Origin of the sequence: Bacteriovorax sp. PP10, assembly GCF_035013165.1 — a bacterium.
Classification (GTDB): domain Bacteria; phylum Bdellovibrionota; class Bacteriovoracia; order Bacteriovoracales; family Bacteriovoracaceae; genus Bacteriovorax; species Bacteriovorax antarcticus.
Genome location: NZ_JAYGJQ010000001.1, coordinates 717,598 through 734,861, shown reverse-complemented (window position 1 = coordinate 734,861; position 17,264 = coordinate 717,598). Strand labels below are relative to the sequence as shown.

The 17,264-nt window shown below is 38.9% G+C and carries 16 protein-coding genes and 1 tRNA gene; 2 read left to right on the top strand and 15 right to left on the bottom strand.

Annotation, left to right across the window (positions count from 1 at the left end):
- Positions 1 to 111: 111 nt before the first annotated feature.
- The 9 genes from SHI21_RS03575 to SHI21_RS03535 form a co-directional block, all read right to left on the bottom strand.
- Entirely contained in the window at positions 112 to 1,140 is a 1,029-nt protein-coding gene (locus SHI21_RS03575) for a hypothetical protein (protein ID WP_323574747.1), read from the bottom strand.
- Positions 1,141 to 1,152: 12 nt separating this feature from the next.
- Positions 1,153 to 2,217: a tryptophan--tRNA ligase gene (gene trpS / locus SHI21_RS03570; protein WP_323574746.1), complete on the bottom strand. Its 1,065-nt coding sequence runs from the start codon at positions 2,215 to 2,217 to the stop codon at positions 1,153 to 1,155.
- An 80-nt stretch (positions 2,218 to 2,297) separates the two neighbouring features.
- Complete coding sequence (locus tag SHI21_RS03565) at positions 2,298 to 3,236, bottom strand: spore coat protein U domain-containing protein (RefSeq protein WP_323574745.1); 939 nt, start codon at positions 3,234 to 3,236, stop codon at positions 2,298 to 2,300.
- A complete protein-coding gene (locus SHI21_RS03560) occupies positions 3,233 to 5,695 on the bottom strand; it encodes a fimbria/pilus outer membrane usher protein (RefSeq protein WP_323574744.1) in 2,463 nt (820 codons plus the stop codon). The genes SHI21_RS03565 and SHI21_RS03560 overlap by 4 nt, the downstream gene beginning before the upstream one ends.
- Positions 5,682 to 6,398: a fimbrial biogenesis chaperone gene (locus SHI21_RS03555; RefSeq protein WP_323574743.1), complete on the bottom strand. Its 717-nt coding sequence runs from the start codon at positions 6,396 to 6,398 to the stop codon at positions 5,682 to 5,684. Before SHI21_RS03555 ends, SHI21_RS03560 begins: the two co-directional genes overlap by 14 nt.
- Before the next feature lie 62 nt (positions 6,399 to 6,460).
- Positions 6,461 to 6,817, bottom strand: coding sequence for a hypothetical protein (locus tag SHI21_RS03550; RefSeq protein WP_323574742.1), 357 nt, complete (start codon positions 6,815 to 6,817; stop codon positions 6,461 to 6,463).
- A 56-nt stretch (positions 6,818 to 6,873) separates the two neighbouring features.
- Positions 6,874 to 7,347, bottom strand: a complete 474-nt coding sequence (locus tag SHI21_RS03545) for a fimbrial protein (protein ID WP_323574741.1) — start codon at positions 7,345 to 7,347, stop codon at positions 6,874 to 6,876.
- A gap of 62 nt (positions 7,348 to 7,409) precedes the next feature.
- A complete protein-coding gene (locus SHI21_RS03540) occupies positions 7,410 to 7,892 on the bottom strand; it encodes a fimbrial protein (protein WP_323574740.1) in 483 nt (160 codons plus the stop codon).
- 504 nt (positions 7,893 to 8,396) lie between these two features.
- Positions 8,397 to 8,957 (bottom strand): MarR family winged helix-turn-helix transcriptional regulator, encoded by a 561-nt coding sequence (locus tag SHI21_RS03535; RefSeq protein ID WP_323574739.1) that lies wholly within the window; start codon positions 8,955 to 8,957, stop codon positions 8,397 to 8,399.
- A gap of 89 nt (positions 8,958 to 9,046) precedes the next feature.
- Here SHI21_RS03535 and SHI21_RS03530 point away from each other — a divergent pair, with 89 nt between their 5' ends.
- Positions 9,047 to 9,952: a CorA family divalent cation transporter gene (locus tag SHI21_RS03530; protein WP_323574738.1), complete on the top strand. Its 906-nt coding sequence runs from the start codon at positions 9,047 to 9,049 to the stop codon at positions 9,950 to 9,952.
- A gap of 82 nt (positions 9,953 to 10,034) precedes the next feature.
- Entirely contained in the window at positions 10,035 to 10,577 is a 543-nt protein-coding gene (locus tag SHI21_RS03525; RefSeq protein WP_323574737.1) for a hypothetical protein, read from the top strand.
- 122 nt (positions 10,578 to 10,699) lie between these two features.
- Here the strand turns inward: SHI21_RS03525 and SHI21_RS03520 are convergent.
- The 6 genes from SHI21_RS03520 to SHI21_RS03495 all read right to left on the bottom strand — a co-directional run bounded on the left by SHI21_RS03520 (position 10,700) and on the right by SHI21_RS03495 (position 17,263).
- Positions 10,700 to 10,782, bottom strand: a tRNA-Leu gene (locus tag SHI21_RS03520).
- 60 nt (positions 10,783 to 10,842) lie between these two features.
- Complete coding sequence (locus SHI21_RS03515; RefSeq protein ID WP_323574736.1) at positions 10,843 to 13,344, bottom strand: hypothetical protein; 2,502 nt, start codon at positions 13,342 to 13,344, stop codon at positions 10,843 to 10,845.
- Between the two features lie 9 nt (positions 13,345 to 13,353).
- Positions 13,354 to 14,232 carry a hypothetical protein gene (locus SHI21_RS03510; protein ID WP_323574735.1) on the bottom strand — a complete coding sequence of 293 codons (879 nt, stop codon included), beginning with the start codon at positions 14,230 to 14,232 and terminating at the stop codon, positions 13,354 to 13,356.
- A 139-nt stretch (positions 14,233 to 14,371) separates the two neighbouring features.
- The gene (locus tag SHI21_RS03505) at positions 14,372 to 15,349 is read right to left on the bottom strand and encodes an ABC transporter ATP-binding protein (RefSeq protein ID WP_323574734.1); all 978 of its coding nucleotides are present in this window, start codon (positions 15,347 to 15,349) and stop codon (positions 14,372 to 14,374) included.
- Complete coding sequence (locus tag SHI21_RS03500; RefSeq protein WP_323574733.1) at positions 15,346 to 16,359, bottom strand: ABC transporter ATP-binding protein; 1,014 nt, start codon at positions 16,357 to 16,359, stop codon at positions 15,346 to 15,348. The genes SHI21_RS03505 and SHI21_RS03500 overlap by 4 nt, the downstream gene beginning before the upstream one ends.
- 1 nt (position 16,360) lies before the next feature.
- Positions 16,361 to 17,263 carry an ABC transporter permease gene (locus tag SHI21_RS03495; RefSeq protein ID WP_323574732.1) on the bottom strand — a complete coding sequence of 301 codons (903 nt, stop codon included), beginning with the start codon at positions 17,261 to 17,263 and terminating at the stop codon, positions 16,361 to 16,363.
- Between the last annotated feature and the right edge of the window lies 1 nt (position 17,264).

Sequence of the window (17,264 nt, the reverse complement as noted above, 5' to 3'; positions counted from 1 at the left end):
TAGACGCCAGAAAAGCTTCATCGAGAAAGAAACATTTTTTTAATGTTAGAGTCCTTCTACGACATAAATCACGGTTCGACCAGCTAATAGTGGCCCACAGTGTAAAAAATATTAAAATTCAAAGCTTAGACGTGGAGAGATAGCTAAGCCCCCGATATACTTCTGAGGATTTCCGAAATATTGGTGGTATTCAACCATCAGATCGAAACTATTTTGTCCGATTAAGAAAATTCTAAGACCCGCTGCAGGGATCAATCCTACGATAATTCCGTCTTTCAACTTCACGCTCACTTCTTGACCCAGCCCGTTCAAATAACGTCTTCTGATCCCGAAATCACCGATTGAAAATGATAATCCGCCTACCCAATCAAGCCTCATTGCTCCTCTGTAAAAAAGAGGTGCATGGTGGTCGACGAAAAGCCTGTATTGAACAACACGAATATTATCCGGAGTTGTTTGTCCGCTGGTATCAGCTAAAATTTCAACAGCAAAACCTGACTGCCATTTTTGAGTCATGTCAGCTACGAATTTAAACGATGTCATCGTCGATCCATTATCCAGTGACGAATGAATTTTTTCGTAACGTGAGTTCATGTATCCGAATGAAAATTGTAGGTATTTTTTAAGTGGGTTTTCTACGTATCCAATAGCAACGATTTCAATATTTGTTGGAGGTTGATTCGCGTCTGGCACCACCACTGTATTTTGAATTTCGACTTCTACTAATTTCTTTTTAGGAACTGCCGGGCCATCAAGTTTTAACTGTCCGTCGATTGGATTCACTGGCGGTGCTGGTTTTTCAGCAACTGGAGTAATGGCAGGAATCACTTCTACGGCCACTGGTTTAACTTCAGCTTTAGGAGCTGGTTTAGAAGCTTTAGCAGTCTTCTTTGGTGTTTCTTTCTTTGATCCTGCAGGAGGATTGATCACATCATCATTAGGAATGACTAGTGCTTCAGCTGGAGGAGGAGCAACGACATCTTTTGGATTTTCAGCTGCTGGAGTTTCACCTTCTTTTCTTTCGATGATTTTTCTTGTGCCATTATCTTCAACACTCAGTGGTGCAGGTTCAATGACTACGCCTTGAGCGAAAGCTTGTGTGTTAACTGCAAGAAATAAAATCCATCCTAGAAACTTCATAGTGTTCTCCTCTTAAAGTACACCAACGGTCTGTTTAATATCTTTGATCAAGGCCTGAGCTTTTGGGCGAACTCTGCTCGCTCCTTCTTCCAGGATTAGATCAATTTTTTTAGTATCGCTCATAAGCTCAGCGTATTTTTCACGCGGCTCTTTAAGCATATTATTTAATACGTTTAATAATTCCATCTTCGCTTCTCCCCAACCGATACCACGAAGGTACCAGGCGCGAAGAGCGTCTGCTTGATCTTTTGTTGCGAACTCTTGATAGAACTCAAAAATCAAAGACTCATCAGGATTTTTCGGTGATGTTGGATCACTTGAATCTGTCGTGATTCTGTTGATTAATTTCTTTAATTCATTTTCAGTAGAAAAAAGTGGAATGTGATTATTGTAACTCTTACTCATCTTTCTTCCATCGAGACCAGTCAGAAGCTTTCCGTCTTCTCTGATGATTGCTTGTGGAGGAGTGAGTTTTATTTTTGATTTATCCAGACGCACTTCCGGATTTTTTTCCAGGTACAGTCTGTATTTTTCGTAGTCTTTCACATAAGTGTTGTTAAATGAGTGAGCGATATCGCGGGCAATCTCAATATGCTGAAGCTGATCTGCTCCTACCGGAACCACGTCTGCATTGAGAATCATAATATCGCAGGCCATGAGAATCGGATAAGAGTAGAGTCCCATATTCACACCGACATCTCTGTCGCGTTTCTCTAATTCATTTTCCTGCACCATCGCTTTGTAAGCGTGTGCTCTATTCATTAAACCTTTGCTGGTAAAACAATTCACGATCCAGTTTAATTCTAAAATTTCAGGAACATCACTTTGTTTATAAAGCGTGACTTTTTTTGGATCAAGTCCCATCGCAAGCCATGTGGCCGCTACATCATAAATATATTGTCTCATCAGCTTTGCATCGTGCACACCAATCAGTGAGTGGTAGTCTGCGATGAAATAGTATGAATCGTAATCACCAGAATTGGACATTTCAATGGCAGGTTTAATCGCCCCGATATAATTACCCAGGTGGACTTTTCCCGTTGGCTTTACGCCAGTTAAACAAATTTTTTTAGACATAAAATCCTTCTCAAAACGCTCGCTCTAATTCTAGACAATTTTGGGCGTTCTAAAAAGGAGAATCTGAGTGATTTTAGCGATTAGTCATTGCTAATTACCGATAATGTAACGTAATCCTGATAAGTTCCGGGGTCTTTATCTAGAACTGACTTGATAACGACTCTTATAGGGACCTGAGCTCCACCCGAGGCCGTTCTGCCAGTCGCCGTTGCAATTGTTACCGGAGAGGAAGCAGATGAAGTCAGAGTTCTTTTTGTGCCACTTGAATAAAAGTCATAGCTGATTTGTGATTTAATTCCCGTTCCACCAATGCGGTTTAAAATTCCATTATTGGCCGAAGACACCTTTAGAATATAACCAGCATTACTTACAATACGGACATCAAAACCTAATTCTTCATTTTCTGAGAGTTCACCAAAGTCTAATGTTTTTGAAGTTTGAGAACCGTCATAAGCACCACCAGTGTCGACTAGAGAAAGTGAAGTGAACTTAGAGACGTTTATATAAATTTGAAGATTTCCCATACCTTCATAAGCATTGATGTTGGTATAAGTACCGGTGTAACCCTGCACCTGAACGTTATCATAATATGTTCCAGCGTAAGGCGGCTCACTGGCATCGATAGGAGCTAATTGAAAATAATAATTCAATGTTTTAGTTTCATCCTTAGCAATGGTTCCAAATAAAATATCATTGTTGGAAGTGATATCATTCGGTCCTCTTAAAACATTTGTTGCATTGGCATTTTTATAAAGGTTGTAATAGATCAATCGACCATTGCTTAAATTAAGTCCGCGGCGGTTATAATTATTTGACCATCCATAAGTAAAAGCTAAATAGTAATTAGAACAACGATCGTTTCCAGATTTAGTTCTTTCAATGGTCACTTGCGCTGGCACTACAGGATTGGCATCACCCACTCCATACGTAAGAACTGGTGCAGTTATCTCTAATCCACAATCAGCTAAAACAATTCCGCTGGTGAAGAACAAAATAAAGAATAGATATTTTATTTTCATTGAGCACTCTCTCCTTCAGGGAGAATAATATTTCCAATTTCAACTATACCCTGCTTCTCACGACTCAAGTCAAGTCTTGCTGGTCTGAAGTTTTCATCATCAATTTGAATTGTTCCCACTGAGGCCTCAACACCTTCAATAAAGAACTCACCTTCGCGGTCGGTAAAGAACGCTGTGCTTTTTCCACTCAAAGAAGTCCAGAAGCCAACCTTCAAGGCCTGTGGTTTTTGAGACTTGTCTAGGATTCGTCCTCTTAAAACTAAGAGTCCCGATTTTCCGATCACGAATAAGTGACCACTGTCTTTTCTTGGGTAAACGACAAAACTTTCCTGACCTAGAATATAACCTGGATCTAAACGACTAGGGTCAAGCTGTAGCCTTCTATACTGGTAAGGAGTCAAACCAGAAATAATTGCTTCTCCAAAGAGACCAGTTCCTGCATCGTTCACACCACTTGATGTTTGAACTCCAAACTTTTGTCCACTCCAATCCTTATTAGGTTTGAAAATAACAAAACTGTTTGAGATTGGTCTTCCAATAGCAAAGGCCGAATCTTCTCCATTATGAACATAAGCAAATGAACTCAGAAAGCGTACACTGGTTTTTATTCCTTCAGATTGTCCGTTATTTTTACTAACGTCTTCTCTCACACCGACATCAGCAAGGACTGTGTTGTATTGAAGATCCAGTGATCCATTTTTTGAGCTGGCATTATCATCAACTGAAGCCGACACTTTCAGGTCGTTGTATTTTGCACCAGTATCTCTGATAACAGTTAAGCGTTTTGTTTGTGACTCTTTATCGTAGAAGGCCGAAGCAAATGTCGAACTCTCCCCGAAAGTCATGTTAAAGAAAAAATAAATCTGATTAGACCACGTTTTAAATTCATCTCTTGATCTTCCTGCATAGGCAGTAAGCGAGCTCGATTCAAAAATTTTCGTCGTTAAACTTCCATTGTAAGCAAGTCTGGCATTTTCAACAAAAGTTGGATGCTGATATGTAGCACCTACGGCCACATTAAATCTTTCGAATAAAGGCACACTATAAGAAGTGGTCGCCGTGACATCAAAACGATTCTTAAAATTTTCAGTGACTTCAGATTCATTAAAGTACTTCGTTCTGTATTCAAGCTTGGTTGTTAACGTATGACTATCATACCAATAAGCACCAAAAAGATTTAACTGATAAGTCGCTTGTGTCACCGCACCAGTATTGAAGTCATTTTTATTTCCAGCTAGATCAACTGAAAAGTTACCAAATCTTGAGGCCAGGATATGGTTGGTTCCAAGCATTGTATATTTTTTATTTCCCTGAGCATAAGCACTCGCAGTCCAATGCTTATTAAAACCGTGCTGATAGAATCCAGATGTAATAGGACCTCTTTCATCCTCATATTCTTTATTACCATCTTTATCAGTCGAATAATAACCTGAGGACAAAGCGTAACGGCTTACCCCCTCAGCAAGTAAATCAAGGGAACCTGATTCATTAAAGACAAATGTTTTTGTTACTCCAAATTCGTCTACTACTTCAATGAGTATTTTATTAATCCCATTATTTAACGGAATGTCTTTGACCGAATATGATCCGGCGTTCATGTATTCTGTTTTTAACAGAATATTATTCACATAAGTTTTTACCAGTGATCTTGAATCAATTCGATATTCAAAAGAAGAAGTCGGATTGACTACACGATAAGGATTTAAAGAAAAATCTCGATAGAAAGAAACTCCACCAATTTGAAAAGACTGTTGATAGCCCACGATTGGGAAATTAACATCACCGACTTCAACTCGTTGCATGCGATTAGGACGATCAAATATCGCACGGGTTGCTTGTCTCCCCCATTTATTGTCCTGACGAGTTGATAGGTATTGCATCTGATTTTCAAATGCGACTTTTTTAATATTTAAAAAGGCATCGGTCTGTGCAGAGAATGCATTATCCTGATTAGTTTTTTTATTAAATGTCTGCTCAAGCTTATAATTAAGGCCCATTGAAAAAGGAGCTGGCTCAATGGCCTTTCTCGAGTAATAGGGTATTAAATCGTCATAGACATTGGCATCACTTGGTCTTAAGTCTTCTGGTGGAATTATAATCGAAATTCTAAGCTCAGAAGGATGGTACATAACTTTAAAAGGCAATGCTTCAGGAGCGACATCCCCCTCGCCTAAATTATATTTTACCAGTTGAGTTTCACGGATTTTATCATTTAGAATTCGTTTTAAGTCGGAAGACGAAATTTTAATAATTTTTTCGCCAACGAGGATGACACCGACTTCACCTATAAAAAAGTCTCCAAGAGAAGCATCGATAAGAGCACTCTTTTCGTCGTTACTTGATTTTCCAAATACTTTTTTAAATAAGTCTTCTGAAGAAGTCTGCGCAAGTGCACGCTGAGAAACACCCACAAGCACACACAGACTAACAATGGCAGGTTTAAAATTAATCTTTATCAAAACTAATCTTCACCTTATCAGTGGCCTGGATATCTTTAAATTTTCCATTTTTTGGGAAACGAAAAACTCTCTCTGATAATGCGAAAATATTTTCTCCTGTCATACCTTTAAGATCTTCTGAACTTAAATCGATATCTTTCTTTCCTGAAATCTTCATCGTCATGTTGGCAAGAATTTGATGTTGTTTTCCTGAATTTACCAGAAGAAAAGACACGTTTTTATCATCCACATCCATTTTCTTAAAAGTCACATCAGGATTATAATCTTCAGCTTGAACATAAAGAGCTGCCACATATCTCAGTAAAACTTTGATACTCGCTTTTTGCTTTTTATTTTTATCAAGGTCGATAGGAAGTTGCTCGGCCACCAGACGATAATTAAGCTCAGTAGTCGGTACAGTCTTTCCTGTCCATGTCACTTTAACTGATCTCTTTTCATTTGGTGGAATAATAAGCTGTGATGGATAAACCATAAGCTCACCATCGATTTTTTTATTGGCCTCTACTCCTTCCACATTCATCTCACGCTTTAGAAGTGATGTTGTCACAGCTATCGGCTGATCAGAATCATTTTCCAGGTAAAACAATGTAGAGTTTTTACTGGGAGCTATTCCTATCGCTGTCGACATAGGAGAGAATTTAAATGCATAAGAATTTAAGCTAATAAAGAAGCTGAAAATGACGAATAAAATATTGCGCTTCATTCCTTGAAACCGCCTTTTTGAAGTTCATTCTATTCTACAGAGTAAATGGTTTTTCCACAAAATTAATTTGCAGAAATCTTTAAGAAAATAGGCTTGCTTGTAAGGAGAGCTGTACTTAGATGATTAATTAAAAGATCGTACTGAATTGTTCGATCATTTCCTGCGACGAGCTTGATATGTCCTTCGATTCCGGCCTGATCAAGACCTTCCACTTCAAACTTCTGACTCTCTCGCAAATGCCTCGAATTAATATGGCTGGAAAACGTGACAAGACTTTTGGATGAACTTAATTGAGTTTGCGTAACACGTGTATTAATTGCTGGTGGAACATAAGCTCGAAGCACCAGATTCGTTCGATCACCAGCATAGCTGTGAGGTGAAGAAACGGCCGCTAAAAACATTACGATTAATACTCTCATATAGGAGCGTATCGGAGCAATACCTGACAAACTTTAACAGGTATTAAAACGAGGCCTTATCTTGCCGCAATCGTTAATGTAACTGTATCAAGATAGGTACCTTCAATCATCGCTTCTGCTGGTTTTCCAGTATACGAAATAGTGATGTCACGAGAGATTGTCATTGGTGCTGATTGATCAAGATTGAAGGTCGTTCCCGATGACGTTGTTAACCCGACATCTAGTCCACCAACTTTCATAGTGTAAGGAAAAACCTCTGCTCCTGTTACTCTTTTTAACTTACCTAAGTTCGCACTGGTAAATGTGACTTTAAAACCAGTTCTCGAATTCGACATGGCGGTCGCATTCGCTACTTTTAAATTTGTTTGAGTTGTTGAGAGATCAAGGGCCGAAGCTACTGAGACAGGTGTGATGCTAATGCTTACTCTTCTAGGAACTTGAGTTCTCAAAAGGAAGAATCCACTCGTTGCTGAAAAAGCTGGAGTTGTTAGAGTAAAAAATAAAATTGAAGCAATAAATTTTTTCATCATCCCTGAAAGTTTAAAAGGCCTGCTCATTCATGAGCAGGCCTGATTTCTTATTATCTAAAAAATTACTTAGAAGCGATATTAATAGTTAATGTATCAGCGTATGTACCTTCTACCATCGTTTCAGCTGCTGCTCCTGCGTACGAAATTGCCAGGTCTTTTGATACGTTAACAACTGATGCTGAAGAAGAGTCTGTTACAACTGATCCTGATGATGTTGATAGACCTACAGCTGCTCCACCGTATTTAAGTGTATAAGCGAAAACTTCTGAACCATCTGTTCTCTTTAGCTTTCCTAAATTAGCTGAAATTACAGTTACTTTATATCCTGCTTTAGAGTTTGATTGCTCTACAGCTGTTGCTACTTTTAAATCTGTTTGTGATGTTTCAAGTACAAGCGCAGAAGCGACTGCTTCTGGAGTTACTGTAATAGAAACTTTCTTAGCAACAATACCTTGAAGTAATAAAGTACCAACTTGAGGGTTTGGAACAGCAAATGCAGTCGTCGTTAAAGTTAAAAGAGTAGTTGCGATTAAAAGCTTCTTCATGTGAACTCCTGTTTGTGTGTTAGCGTTTTTTTTATTTATCTGGTCTATTTCTTAAACCGATTCTGCATTTAATAAAGCACGGATTATGCCAAAAATTATTCCAACTAAACGTCAGAGTTTACTCAACGACTAAGTTAGATGGTGCTTATAGTTTATACGGTAACGCCAAAAAGCGTCCAAAGAAGTGTCAAAAGGATATTTCTGCCGATGATTTATGATGTTTTCTTCACACAAAACTGAACCAACAACTTGAACATTTGTTGAATCGCGTATTACGGAAACGCACAACTTATTAATCGTGGAAGAATAATTTCATTGGGAATAATTATGAAAAGAAGATTGATTGCAGATGAACATTCACATGTATGAGCTTGTACAGATCTTGAATCTTATTCAAAGTGATGCGGTAAATTCCGCCTACCCGTCTTTATATAAAGACCGGCGTGAGTTGTAACGACCAAGTAGCAGGCCACTTAGTCGTTACAGAGCGTTTACTAGAATGACTTATGAAATAGCAGCTTCGTGAACTTCGTCAGTCTGCGTCTCTTTCACTGTTTCATGCATAGGCTTGAATGTACTCGCCATTTTCAGCATGATTTGAATCATCATCATTCTTTCTTCTGAATTCAAAACTTTAGTGTAGTTTGCCAGATGCTGAATGTGAATCGGCAGTAGTGTTTTAAGCTTTGCCTCCCCTTTTTCAGTCAACTCAACAAGCATCCCTCTTCTGTCTTTAGGATCTTCAACTCTTCTTACGAAGCCATCTTTTTCGATAGCATCAATAAACTGAGTCATTGTCCCTCTCGTTACTCCAGTTCTCTTTGCGAGTTCTGAAGGCGAAAGACAGTGCCTAGGTTCTTGTCTTTTGAGCAGCATCAGAAGATGAAATCTTCCATGAGTTAGTCCGTGTTCATTAAGAACAGCTTCCTTTCTCATGTTGATGATCGATGAAACTTTATTAAATTGTAATATTGTTTCGATCGCTTCTGCTGAGAACTGTGGGTAGTTCGTCAAAAGTTCTTGGTAAACGGGATCTGAAGAAATGTCTAAAATTGTTTGTTCCATAAAAGTGATTATGAAATCAATTCTCGATTTGGTCAATTTAAGCTAAACAAAACTTTTGCTTAGTTTGATCTTAATGTCATAATAATTTTATGAAGAAATCTGAACATCAATTACAAAATTTTCGCTGGATTGATCTCACTGGTCCCAAGCGAAGCGACTTAAATCATCTCGCGCAAGAATTAAATATTCCGAATCGCATTCTTATAAATGCTCTTGATCCTGAGCATCTACCTAAGTACGAACTACTTGATTCGGCTGCAGTAATCTATCTAAGGGTTATAGATCCTTCAAAAACAAATGCTGTTAACATCCAGGATTTAACTACAAAGATCACTTTGATTATTACAGATGATTTAGTAATGAGTATTCATAGACTTGATCATTTATTCCTAGAAGAATTGCGTATCGAATCAGCAGAGAAAAATTTCACGCTTAAAGATTTGATTAAACGAATAATTACATCGTCTTTGATGACGTTCGATGTGCCGCTTACAACTCTGGAAAATCGAGTTGAAATTTTTGAAGAAAATATTTTTGAAAATTCAAAAAATAAAGACATCGTTCGCGAAGGGTATTTTTTAAAAAGAAAAGCTTCAGCGATTAGAAAAATCTTAAAGTTTTCTTTGGATATCCTCGGGGCCCTTCAAAACAGGCCAGACTTTGTTTGGAGAGATTTTCAAGGTCTTCGTGAAAATATTGAAAGAAATTTGTTCTATACTGAAGATGTGCTGGAAAATGTGACGGGTCTATTAAACTTACATATCTCTTTAGCTGCGCAAAAAACCAATGAAGTCATGCGCGTCCTGACCGTCTTCTCTATTTTCTTTTTACCCCTCAATTTCCTGGCGGGAGTTTATGGGATGAACTTTGAGTACATGCCCGAGCTTCGTCATCCGCACGGCTACCAGTATGTCCTTATCCTGATGTTATCCATTTCGCTTGTAATTTTTATATGGGTCTATAAAAGAGGCTGGTTAAAACGCCCGAACTCGTAACCCGTACCTATAAAATATTCAGTAACTGCTCTCCCAACTCTAATTCGAGGTAGAGTGCCTCAAACAATCAAGAGGCACTCTTATGAAATCACTCTTCACAATTCTGGCATTAGGATTATTAACGACAACTCTAGCGCATGCAGGTCTGCCTGTTAATGAATCACTTACTGACTCAGTAACTGAAAAATTTTACACTCAAGCAAATGATAAAAACACTGGTCTTAACCAGGTTATCAAACAGGTTCTTGGAAGAAACCTTTCAAGGTCAGATTTTCAGGTTATTGCTTTAACGACTCAGACAATGCGCAATCCGTGGACATACGCTTACTCTAATCCAGAAAAAACGACGTGCACTGCTGGTGATAACTCTTCTGAATTTTTAATTCTATTAAGAGCAAAAGTTAAAAACCCTGCGGCCGCAACTTTCATCACTTATTCTTTTAAAGTAGCTGCTGAACAAGCTTCAGTTGCTGTTCATAAAGATGGTCTTGCGATTGATAACTGTGCAGACGTTTCTGAAAACGATGGAACTTATGTGATCGCTCCTGCTGCTAACCTTATTGGTCAATTTGTGTATGTTGAGATTGCTGAACCAAAAGCAGATCCAACACAAGAGTCGCACTAGTTTAAAATTTTACTGTAAAACTTAAAAGGCCTGATCAATGATCAGGCCTTTTTTTTAGAATTTCGGGCGCAAAAAAACCCAATCGAGTTGGGTTATCTGTTTTCTTGAATTTTCAAATCAAATGGTGCCCTGCGAGGGACTTGAACCCCCACGCTTGCGCACCAGATCCTAAGTCTGGCGTGTCTGCCAATTTCACCAGCAGGGCGTCGATTTGAGTCCATATTTTTAACCAAAAACTATAAAGCTGACAAGGGAAAAATTAGGATTAAGCGACTTTTTTATCTAAAAATGCCAATTTCTTTTCAAGCTCAGTGATCTTGGTGCTCATCATCGAATTTTCTTGTTTAAGTTTGACGATTTCACGGCGTTTTTCGCCAACTTCGGCCGAGACTTCCGACATTCGTGAACTCAGCTGGTCCAATTGCTTAGCATAGGTCTCTGCGGTCTTCTGACCTGGGTTTGCAGCGGCCTTCTTCTTATTAGAGGACTCAAGCTGTGAGAGTGTGTATTTTAGCTTCTGCTCCACTTTCTTAAGCTCAATGGCCTGTGCTCTGAATTTTTCCTCCAGTGCCTTTCTATCAGCGGTTAGAACCTGGATGATTCCATCTTTTTCTTCATCGTTTCTAACTCCACCTTTTTCTTCTTTAAATTTTCTGATCGTCTCTCTGTCTTCACTCACGCGGATTTCAAGTTTGATTTTTTCGCTCTTTAAGCTATCAATCACTGACTGGGCCAGGTCCAGATTGCTTCTCACCGAATCAAGCTCTTTATCACGTTTGACTTGTGCTTCGGCATCACGGTTATTGATATTATCACTGATAATATTAACTTTCTTATTGGCCAGATCAAGTCTGGATTGAAGAGTCTTGTTGTCGACTTCAAGTTTTTCCAACTTTTCTTCATTGGCAAATTCGCGACTTCTAGAAAATTCTGCTTTCACTTCCTCGATTCTTTGCTCAAGGAAATCAATCTTTAGATCTTTATGTTTTAAGGCCAGTTCGGCATCTGCCTTAACTTTTTCATTCATGCGCTCTTTGGCCTTTAGAGCATCCATAGTACGCCCAAGTGCCATTTTCAATTTAGCAGCTTCAATATTCTGAGTATCAAGAGATGGATTTCCTTCTCCGCCGCGACTCGTATTTTCTGCCTGTAGTTTAATGATCTCTCGCTTTAACTGATCCATGATTTTTTTCATGCGGGAAATTTGTGATTCTAATTTCTCCTTAACCAGGTCAGCATTTGACTGAGTATTTAGAATCTTTTTAGCAAATTCTTCTTCAAGTCTGCTTGTATTTAGTACTTCTGTTGAAACAACTTCTTCAACGATGCCGCCCACTACATTTTTTACATCTTGTTCTTTGGCATCAAGTTCTTTTGCCATCACTCGAACGATATCGTCCTGGACGATGTTTCGGCCTTCAGCATTGACTCTTGTGACTTCATCCTGGATTTTTACATTCAGTTGAAGTTTGCGGACTTCCCAGCGATCATTGTCAGACATCCCGCTTTCTTGACCACTTATTCTTTGGAAATCAGATGAACTCTCCGCCCATCCTTTGATAAGACTAGAAGTGCTTTGCTCGCTCTCTCCGCCTTTGATCAACATGATATCTTCAATATCACTCAATGATTTTTCGCCCAAAACTTTCTGGATTTCACTCATTTGAGAATCTAGATTTGTATTGGCAATTCTTTGAACAGTTTCATCAATACCATTGAATAGGTTGTCATCTTTGAGAAGTTTAAAAATGAAGTTTTTAATTTCTTCATCAACGTCTTGTAAAGCTTCCTGACGTGGGTAATAACCCAGGTAATTGATAACGTCGTTAACTTCCAATTTACTAATCGGAATTGGAGACTCTTCATTTTTGCGATAGTTCCTAATGAAAAGAGCAAATTTTCTAGCGAGAGAAAATCTCTTTTCCGGATCCATCTCGGCCACTGGAGCAGTTTCGTAGTTGACCTTATCTTTGAGAACTAAGCCTGAGTGCAAGTCTGCTTCAGGTTCTTCAATCTCAGCTGAGCGACTCGCTACTTCTGTAAAGAAATAAGACTTCGCTTTATTCAGGTCTGTATTTTTATAAAACAAACTTGAGAGAGTCAGTTTCTTTTTCTTATGGAAGTAAGTTGAATCAAAATAATTAGTATCAGCAGTTAGTTCAGAAAAGTTGTCACCGAACTCTGACTTACCTTTGAATTTGTCGGTATAAAGTGAGATTTGCACAGTGAAAGCTTCACCATTGTGAGAGTAGGAAACATCTATCGGCATGGCCTCTTTACTCATCTCAACTTTCTTAAAAGCAAAATTCAAGGCCGTATTCAGATAACTTCTCAAGGCCTCGATATCAAATTGCGCTTTATAGGCCTCAACGATAATTGTATCGACGAAAAAGCCAAGGTTAAGATAATCGTGAATTTTAACAGTGTAAATATCTTTGAAATCTTTTGAGTATCTATCAACCAGATCGAACTCTAAAGCATCGTGAAAATACGAAGTCAGGAGTTTTTTCCCCTGGACACTTTCAAACATTTCTTTTGAAATTCGCGCTCTCACATATGGAGCAAATTTAGGATTAAGACTGTCGCTGATTTGCAGACGCGGGTATGTTGGCAATTCAGGGCAAGCACTATCGACAATAAAGAGGTACTCACATCCCTCAACGTACTTTTGATGAAGCTCAAAACCTAGCTCTTGAAAAAATACGCCCATCTCAGAGCTAGCAAGCTCCGCTGAGACGAGAATTTTTTTAATCAAGGTACTAGTCAAACGATCATCCTATATTGAGGCAACTGATACTTCAGTCCTCTTTACTAAAACTCTTTGTAACATTTTTAAAATTCTATCCACACACTTGATTTCTCCACTCACAATTTCATTGAGGATATTAGTGTGTTCCGTTTCATCAAATCCATAACTGCGGTTTAAGGCCACCAGGATAATCTCCAGATCGCTCATCTCTCTGCTGTTGATGTGTTTTATTCCAGAGCCATCATAACGCTCACAGATCATTGTCTTTGAAATTTGATCATCACTTCCAAGATCGATTACGTTTTTAAAATCTTCAGTATTAAAACTATCCTGCATTCTTAGGTATTCAATTTTCTCTTTTAAGCTCATCACGTGAATGCTGTCACCTAAGGCCATTAGGTTTTTAAGAGTCATCGTAAAGAGATTGCTTAAAAACGCTGGTTCATAATAACCAAGTAAGAAAGCGCAAAAAGTATATGAGCTGGCCACATTCAAATGTCTTTTGAAAAGTGAGCTGTCTTTTTCGATAAAGATTTTTTTGTCTTCATTGGTAAACTTAGAAAAAAACTTCCATGCAAGCTGATTGAATTCAAATTGGGTTTTAGGTTGTTCTACAAACTCCAAACGAAGATTTTCAATAAGCTCATCTCTGAATTTTATCTTATCTCTCATGAAGAGTTCTTCACTGTATTTTACATAAAGAGAGAACATGACATCGTGAAGATCGAAATCAATTCCATCGACGATGAAAAGATCGCAGTCTGCTCCAAAAAGTTTTTGGATGAGCTGATGATTTAAGACGTCGCCTTTTTTGGAAATTAAAATATCAGCACCACTATTTTTTTTCCAAAAAATATTTCCTGGTGACAAGATTTCATCTTTAATGTGAGCAAAAGTAAATTTCACACAATTCCTTATTTTTCAGGAGCTTTCCCACTTATCTCTTCGGAAAAATTGAAATTTAGTTGAACGCATTTAAGACAACCTCAAATAAAAAAGGCCCCATTACTGGGGCCTTCTAATTAAGTATTGATCAAGTTAATTCTTACTTAGTGTTTGGATGGTAGCAACGGTACATGTGAGTACTTGAGTGGTGAGTTTGTCCCGGGAAAGTTTCACGGCAAACATCTGTAGCATTCCAGCATCTTGGATTGAAATGACATCCTTTTGGTGGATTCATCGGACTTGGAATGTCCCCTTCAAGAATGATTCTATCCTTACGGCCATTAGTTGACGGATGAGGGATAGCTGAGAAAAGAGCTTTAGTATAAGGGTGCTTTGCTCCCCCATAAAGTTCACTCGACTCGGCAACTTCAACCATATTTCCAAGGTACATAACCGCTACGCGGTTAGAAATATACTCAACAACTTTTAAATCGTGGGCAATAAATAAGAAAGTAAGGCCTAATTCTTTTTGTAAATCCATAAGAAGATTTACAACCTGGGCCTGAACAGAAACATCCAGAGCAGAAACCGGCTCATCACAAACGATGAATTCTGGCTCAACAGCTAGAGCTCTTGCGATACAGATACGTTGTCTTTGTCCACCTGAGAACTCATGTGGGTATTTGTTAAGCGCGTCTGCGGGAAGTTGAACTTGATGTAGAAGTTGAAGAAGACGAGCTTTTCTCGCTTCTTTACTTGTATGAAGTTCGTGAATGTCCATTGGCTCGGCCAGGATATCACCAATCGTCATACGTGGGTTTAATGAAGCGTATGGATCTTGAAAAATGATCTGCATTTTTCTTCTGATCGCTCTCATCTCACTTGGTGAACAATCAACGATGTTTTTTCCATCGAAGATAATCTCTCCAGAAGTTGGCTCAATCAATCTTAGGATAGAGCGACCTAATGTAGTTTTCCCACATCCAGACTCTCCAACCAGACCAAGAGTTTCCCCTCTTTTGATTTTGAAACTTACGTCGTTTACAGCTCTAACCGCTCCAACTTCGCGACCTAGAAGGCCACCTTTAATAGGAAACGTTTTACAAAGATTTTTTACTTCAATTAAATATTCGCTCATAGACCTTTTCCTTCAAATTGTTGAAGTGGATTGAAACAGGCAGCCTTGTGACCAGCTTCCATATCTCTTAACAGTGGCTCACCTTGAGAACCACGGCAATGCTCAGTCACGTTTACACAACGATCTTGAAAATTACATCCTGATGGTAAATCAAATAGCGACGGAACCATTCCTTCAATTGTTTGAAGTCGCTCTTTTCTGTGTCCACTAGTTGAATCGAAAGATGGAATTGAGTTCATCAATCCTTTCGTATACGGGTGTCTTGGGTGATTGAATAATGTTTTAACGTCTGCTGTTTCAACGATCTGACCACAGTACATAACTGCAACTGTGTCACATGTTTCAGCAACGACACCAAGGTCGTGAGTAATAAGGATGATCCCCATTCCCAGTTCTTTTTGAAGTTTTTTCATCAGCTCTAAAATCTGAGCTTGGATTGTTACATCCAGAGCAGTTGTCGGCTCATCAGCGATAAGAACATCTGGCTCACATGAAAGAGCAATCGCGATCATGACCCTTTGTCTCATCCCACCAGATAACTGGTGAGGGTATTCCTTCACTCTCTTTTCAGGAGATGGGATACCAACAAGGCGTAACATATCTACAGCTTTTGCTTCTCTTTCTTTTCTTGATAATTGAGGCTGGTGAAGTTCGATTACTTCTTCAATCTGATTTCCAATTGTGAAAACCGGATTTAGTGAAGTCATCGGCTCCTGGAAAATCATCGCGATTTTGTTACCGCGGATTTTTCTCATCTCGCTTGCTTCCATGTTCACCAAACTCTTTCCGTTGAAAAGAATTTGTCCACTGGCAATGCGACCTGGAGGATTTGGAATAAGTCCCATGATAGCTAGAGCAGAAACAGATTTACCTGACCCCGACTCTCCTACGATCCCAACAGTTTTTCCCTTGAATACGTCAAAATTAACACCGTTAACGGCCTTAATTGTTCCGCGATCAGTTTTAAACTCAACGACAAGATCTTTTACTTCTAAGACTTTTTCAGACATCTTATTTCCCTTTTAACTTTGGATCGAGAGCATCACGAAGAGCGTCTCCTAAAATGTTAAATGCAAGTACAATAAAGAACATTGCCAGAGTTGCAGCACCTAATTGCCACCAAACTCCACGAGCAAGTTCTAACTTTGAGTCGTCAATCATTGTACCCCAACTTGGGCGACCTTGAACTCCAAGACCTAAGTAGGAAAGAATTACTTCAGCTTTGATCGCTGATTCAAATGTAAGTGAAAAGTTAATGATTAAAACGTGAGAGATGTTCGGCAGGATGTGCTTGAAGATCTTTCTCGTGTGACCTGCTCCAAGCGCACTTGCCGCTTGTGAGTATTCACGCTCTTTGTGCTTCATAACTTCACCACGAACAATACGGCAAAGAGAAACCCAGCTCGTTACCCCAAGAGAGATAAATACTGTAGTCGTTCCTTTCCCCATAATGAAGGCGATAGAAATTAAAAGCATGATGAATGGGATAGATGAGAAAGTCGTATAAAACCATACGATCGCTTCATCAATAAGCCCGCCGAAGTATCCAGCGATAGCTCCCATTGCCGTACCAATAACAAGTGAGATGATTGAAGTCGCTAATCCAATAGCGATAGCTGTCTCAGCACCTTTGATCATTTTCAAGAAAACACTTCTTCCGAAGATGTCTGTCCCAAAAAGATAATCTGCACTTGGAGGTGCATATGAAGGGCCAATTTCAGCGCCCCAGTTACTAGCGATAACACCCATAAAAGTTAAGAGTGCGATCAGGAAGTAAATAAGAACGACAATCAAAGCAGTACATGCAAGTTTGTCTTTTAAAATTGTACTAAGCGCGTGTGACCAAAGGGACTTTGACTGCTTAATAGTTGGAGGTGTTACCACCATTTCTGCGGTATTCGTTGCTGTCGTCATT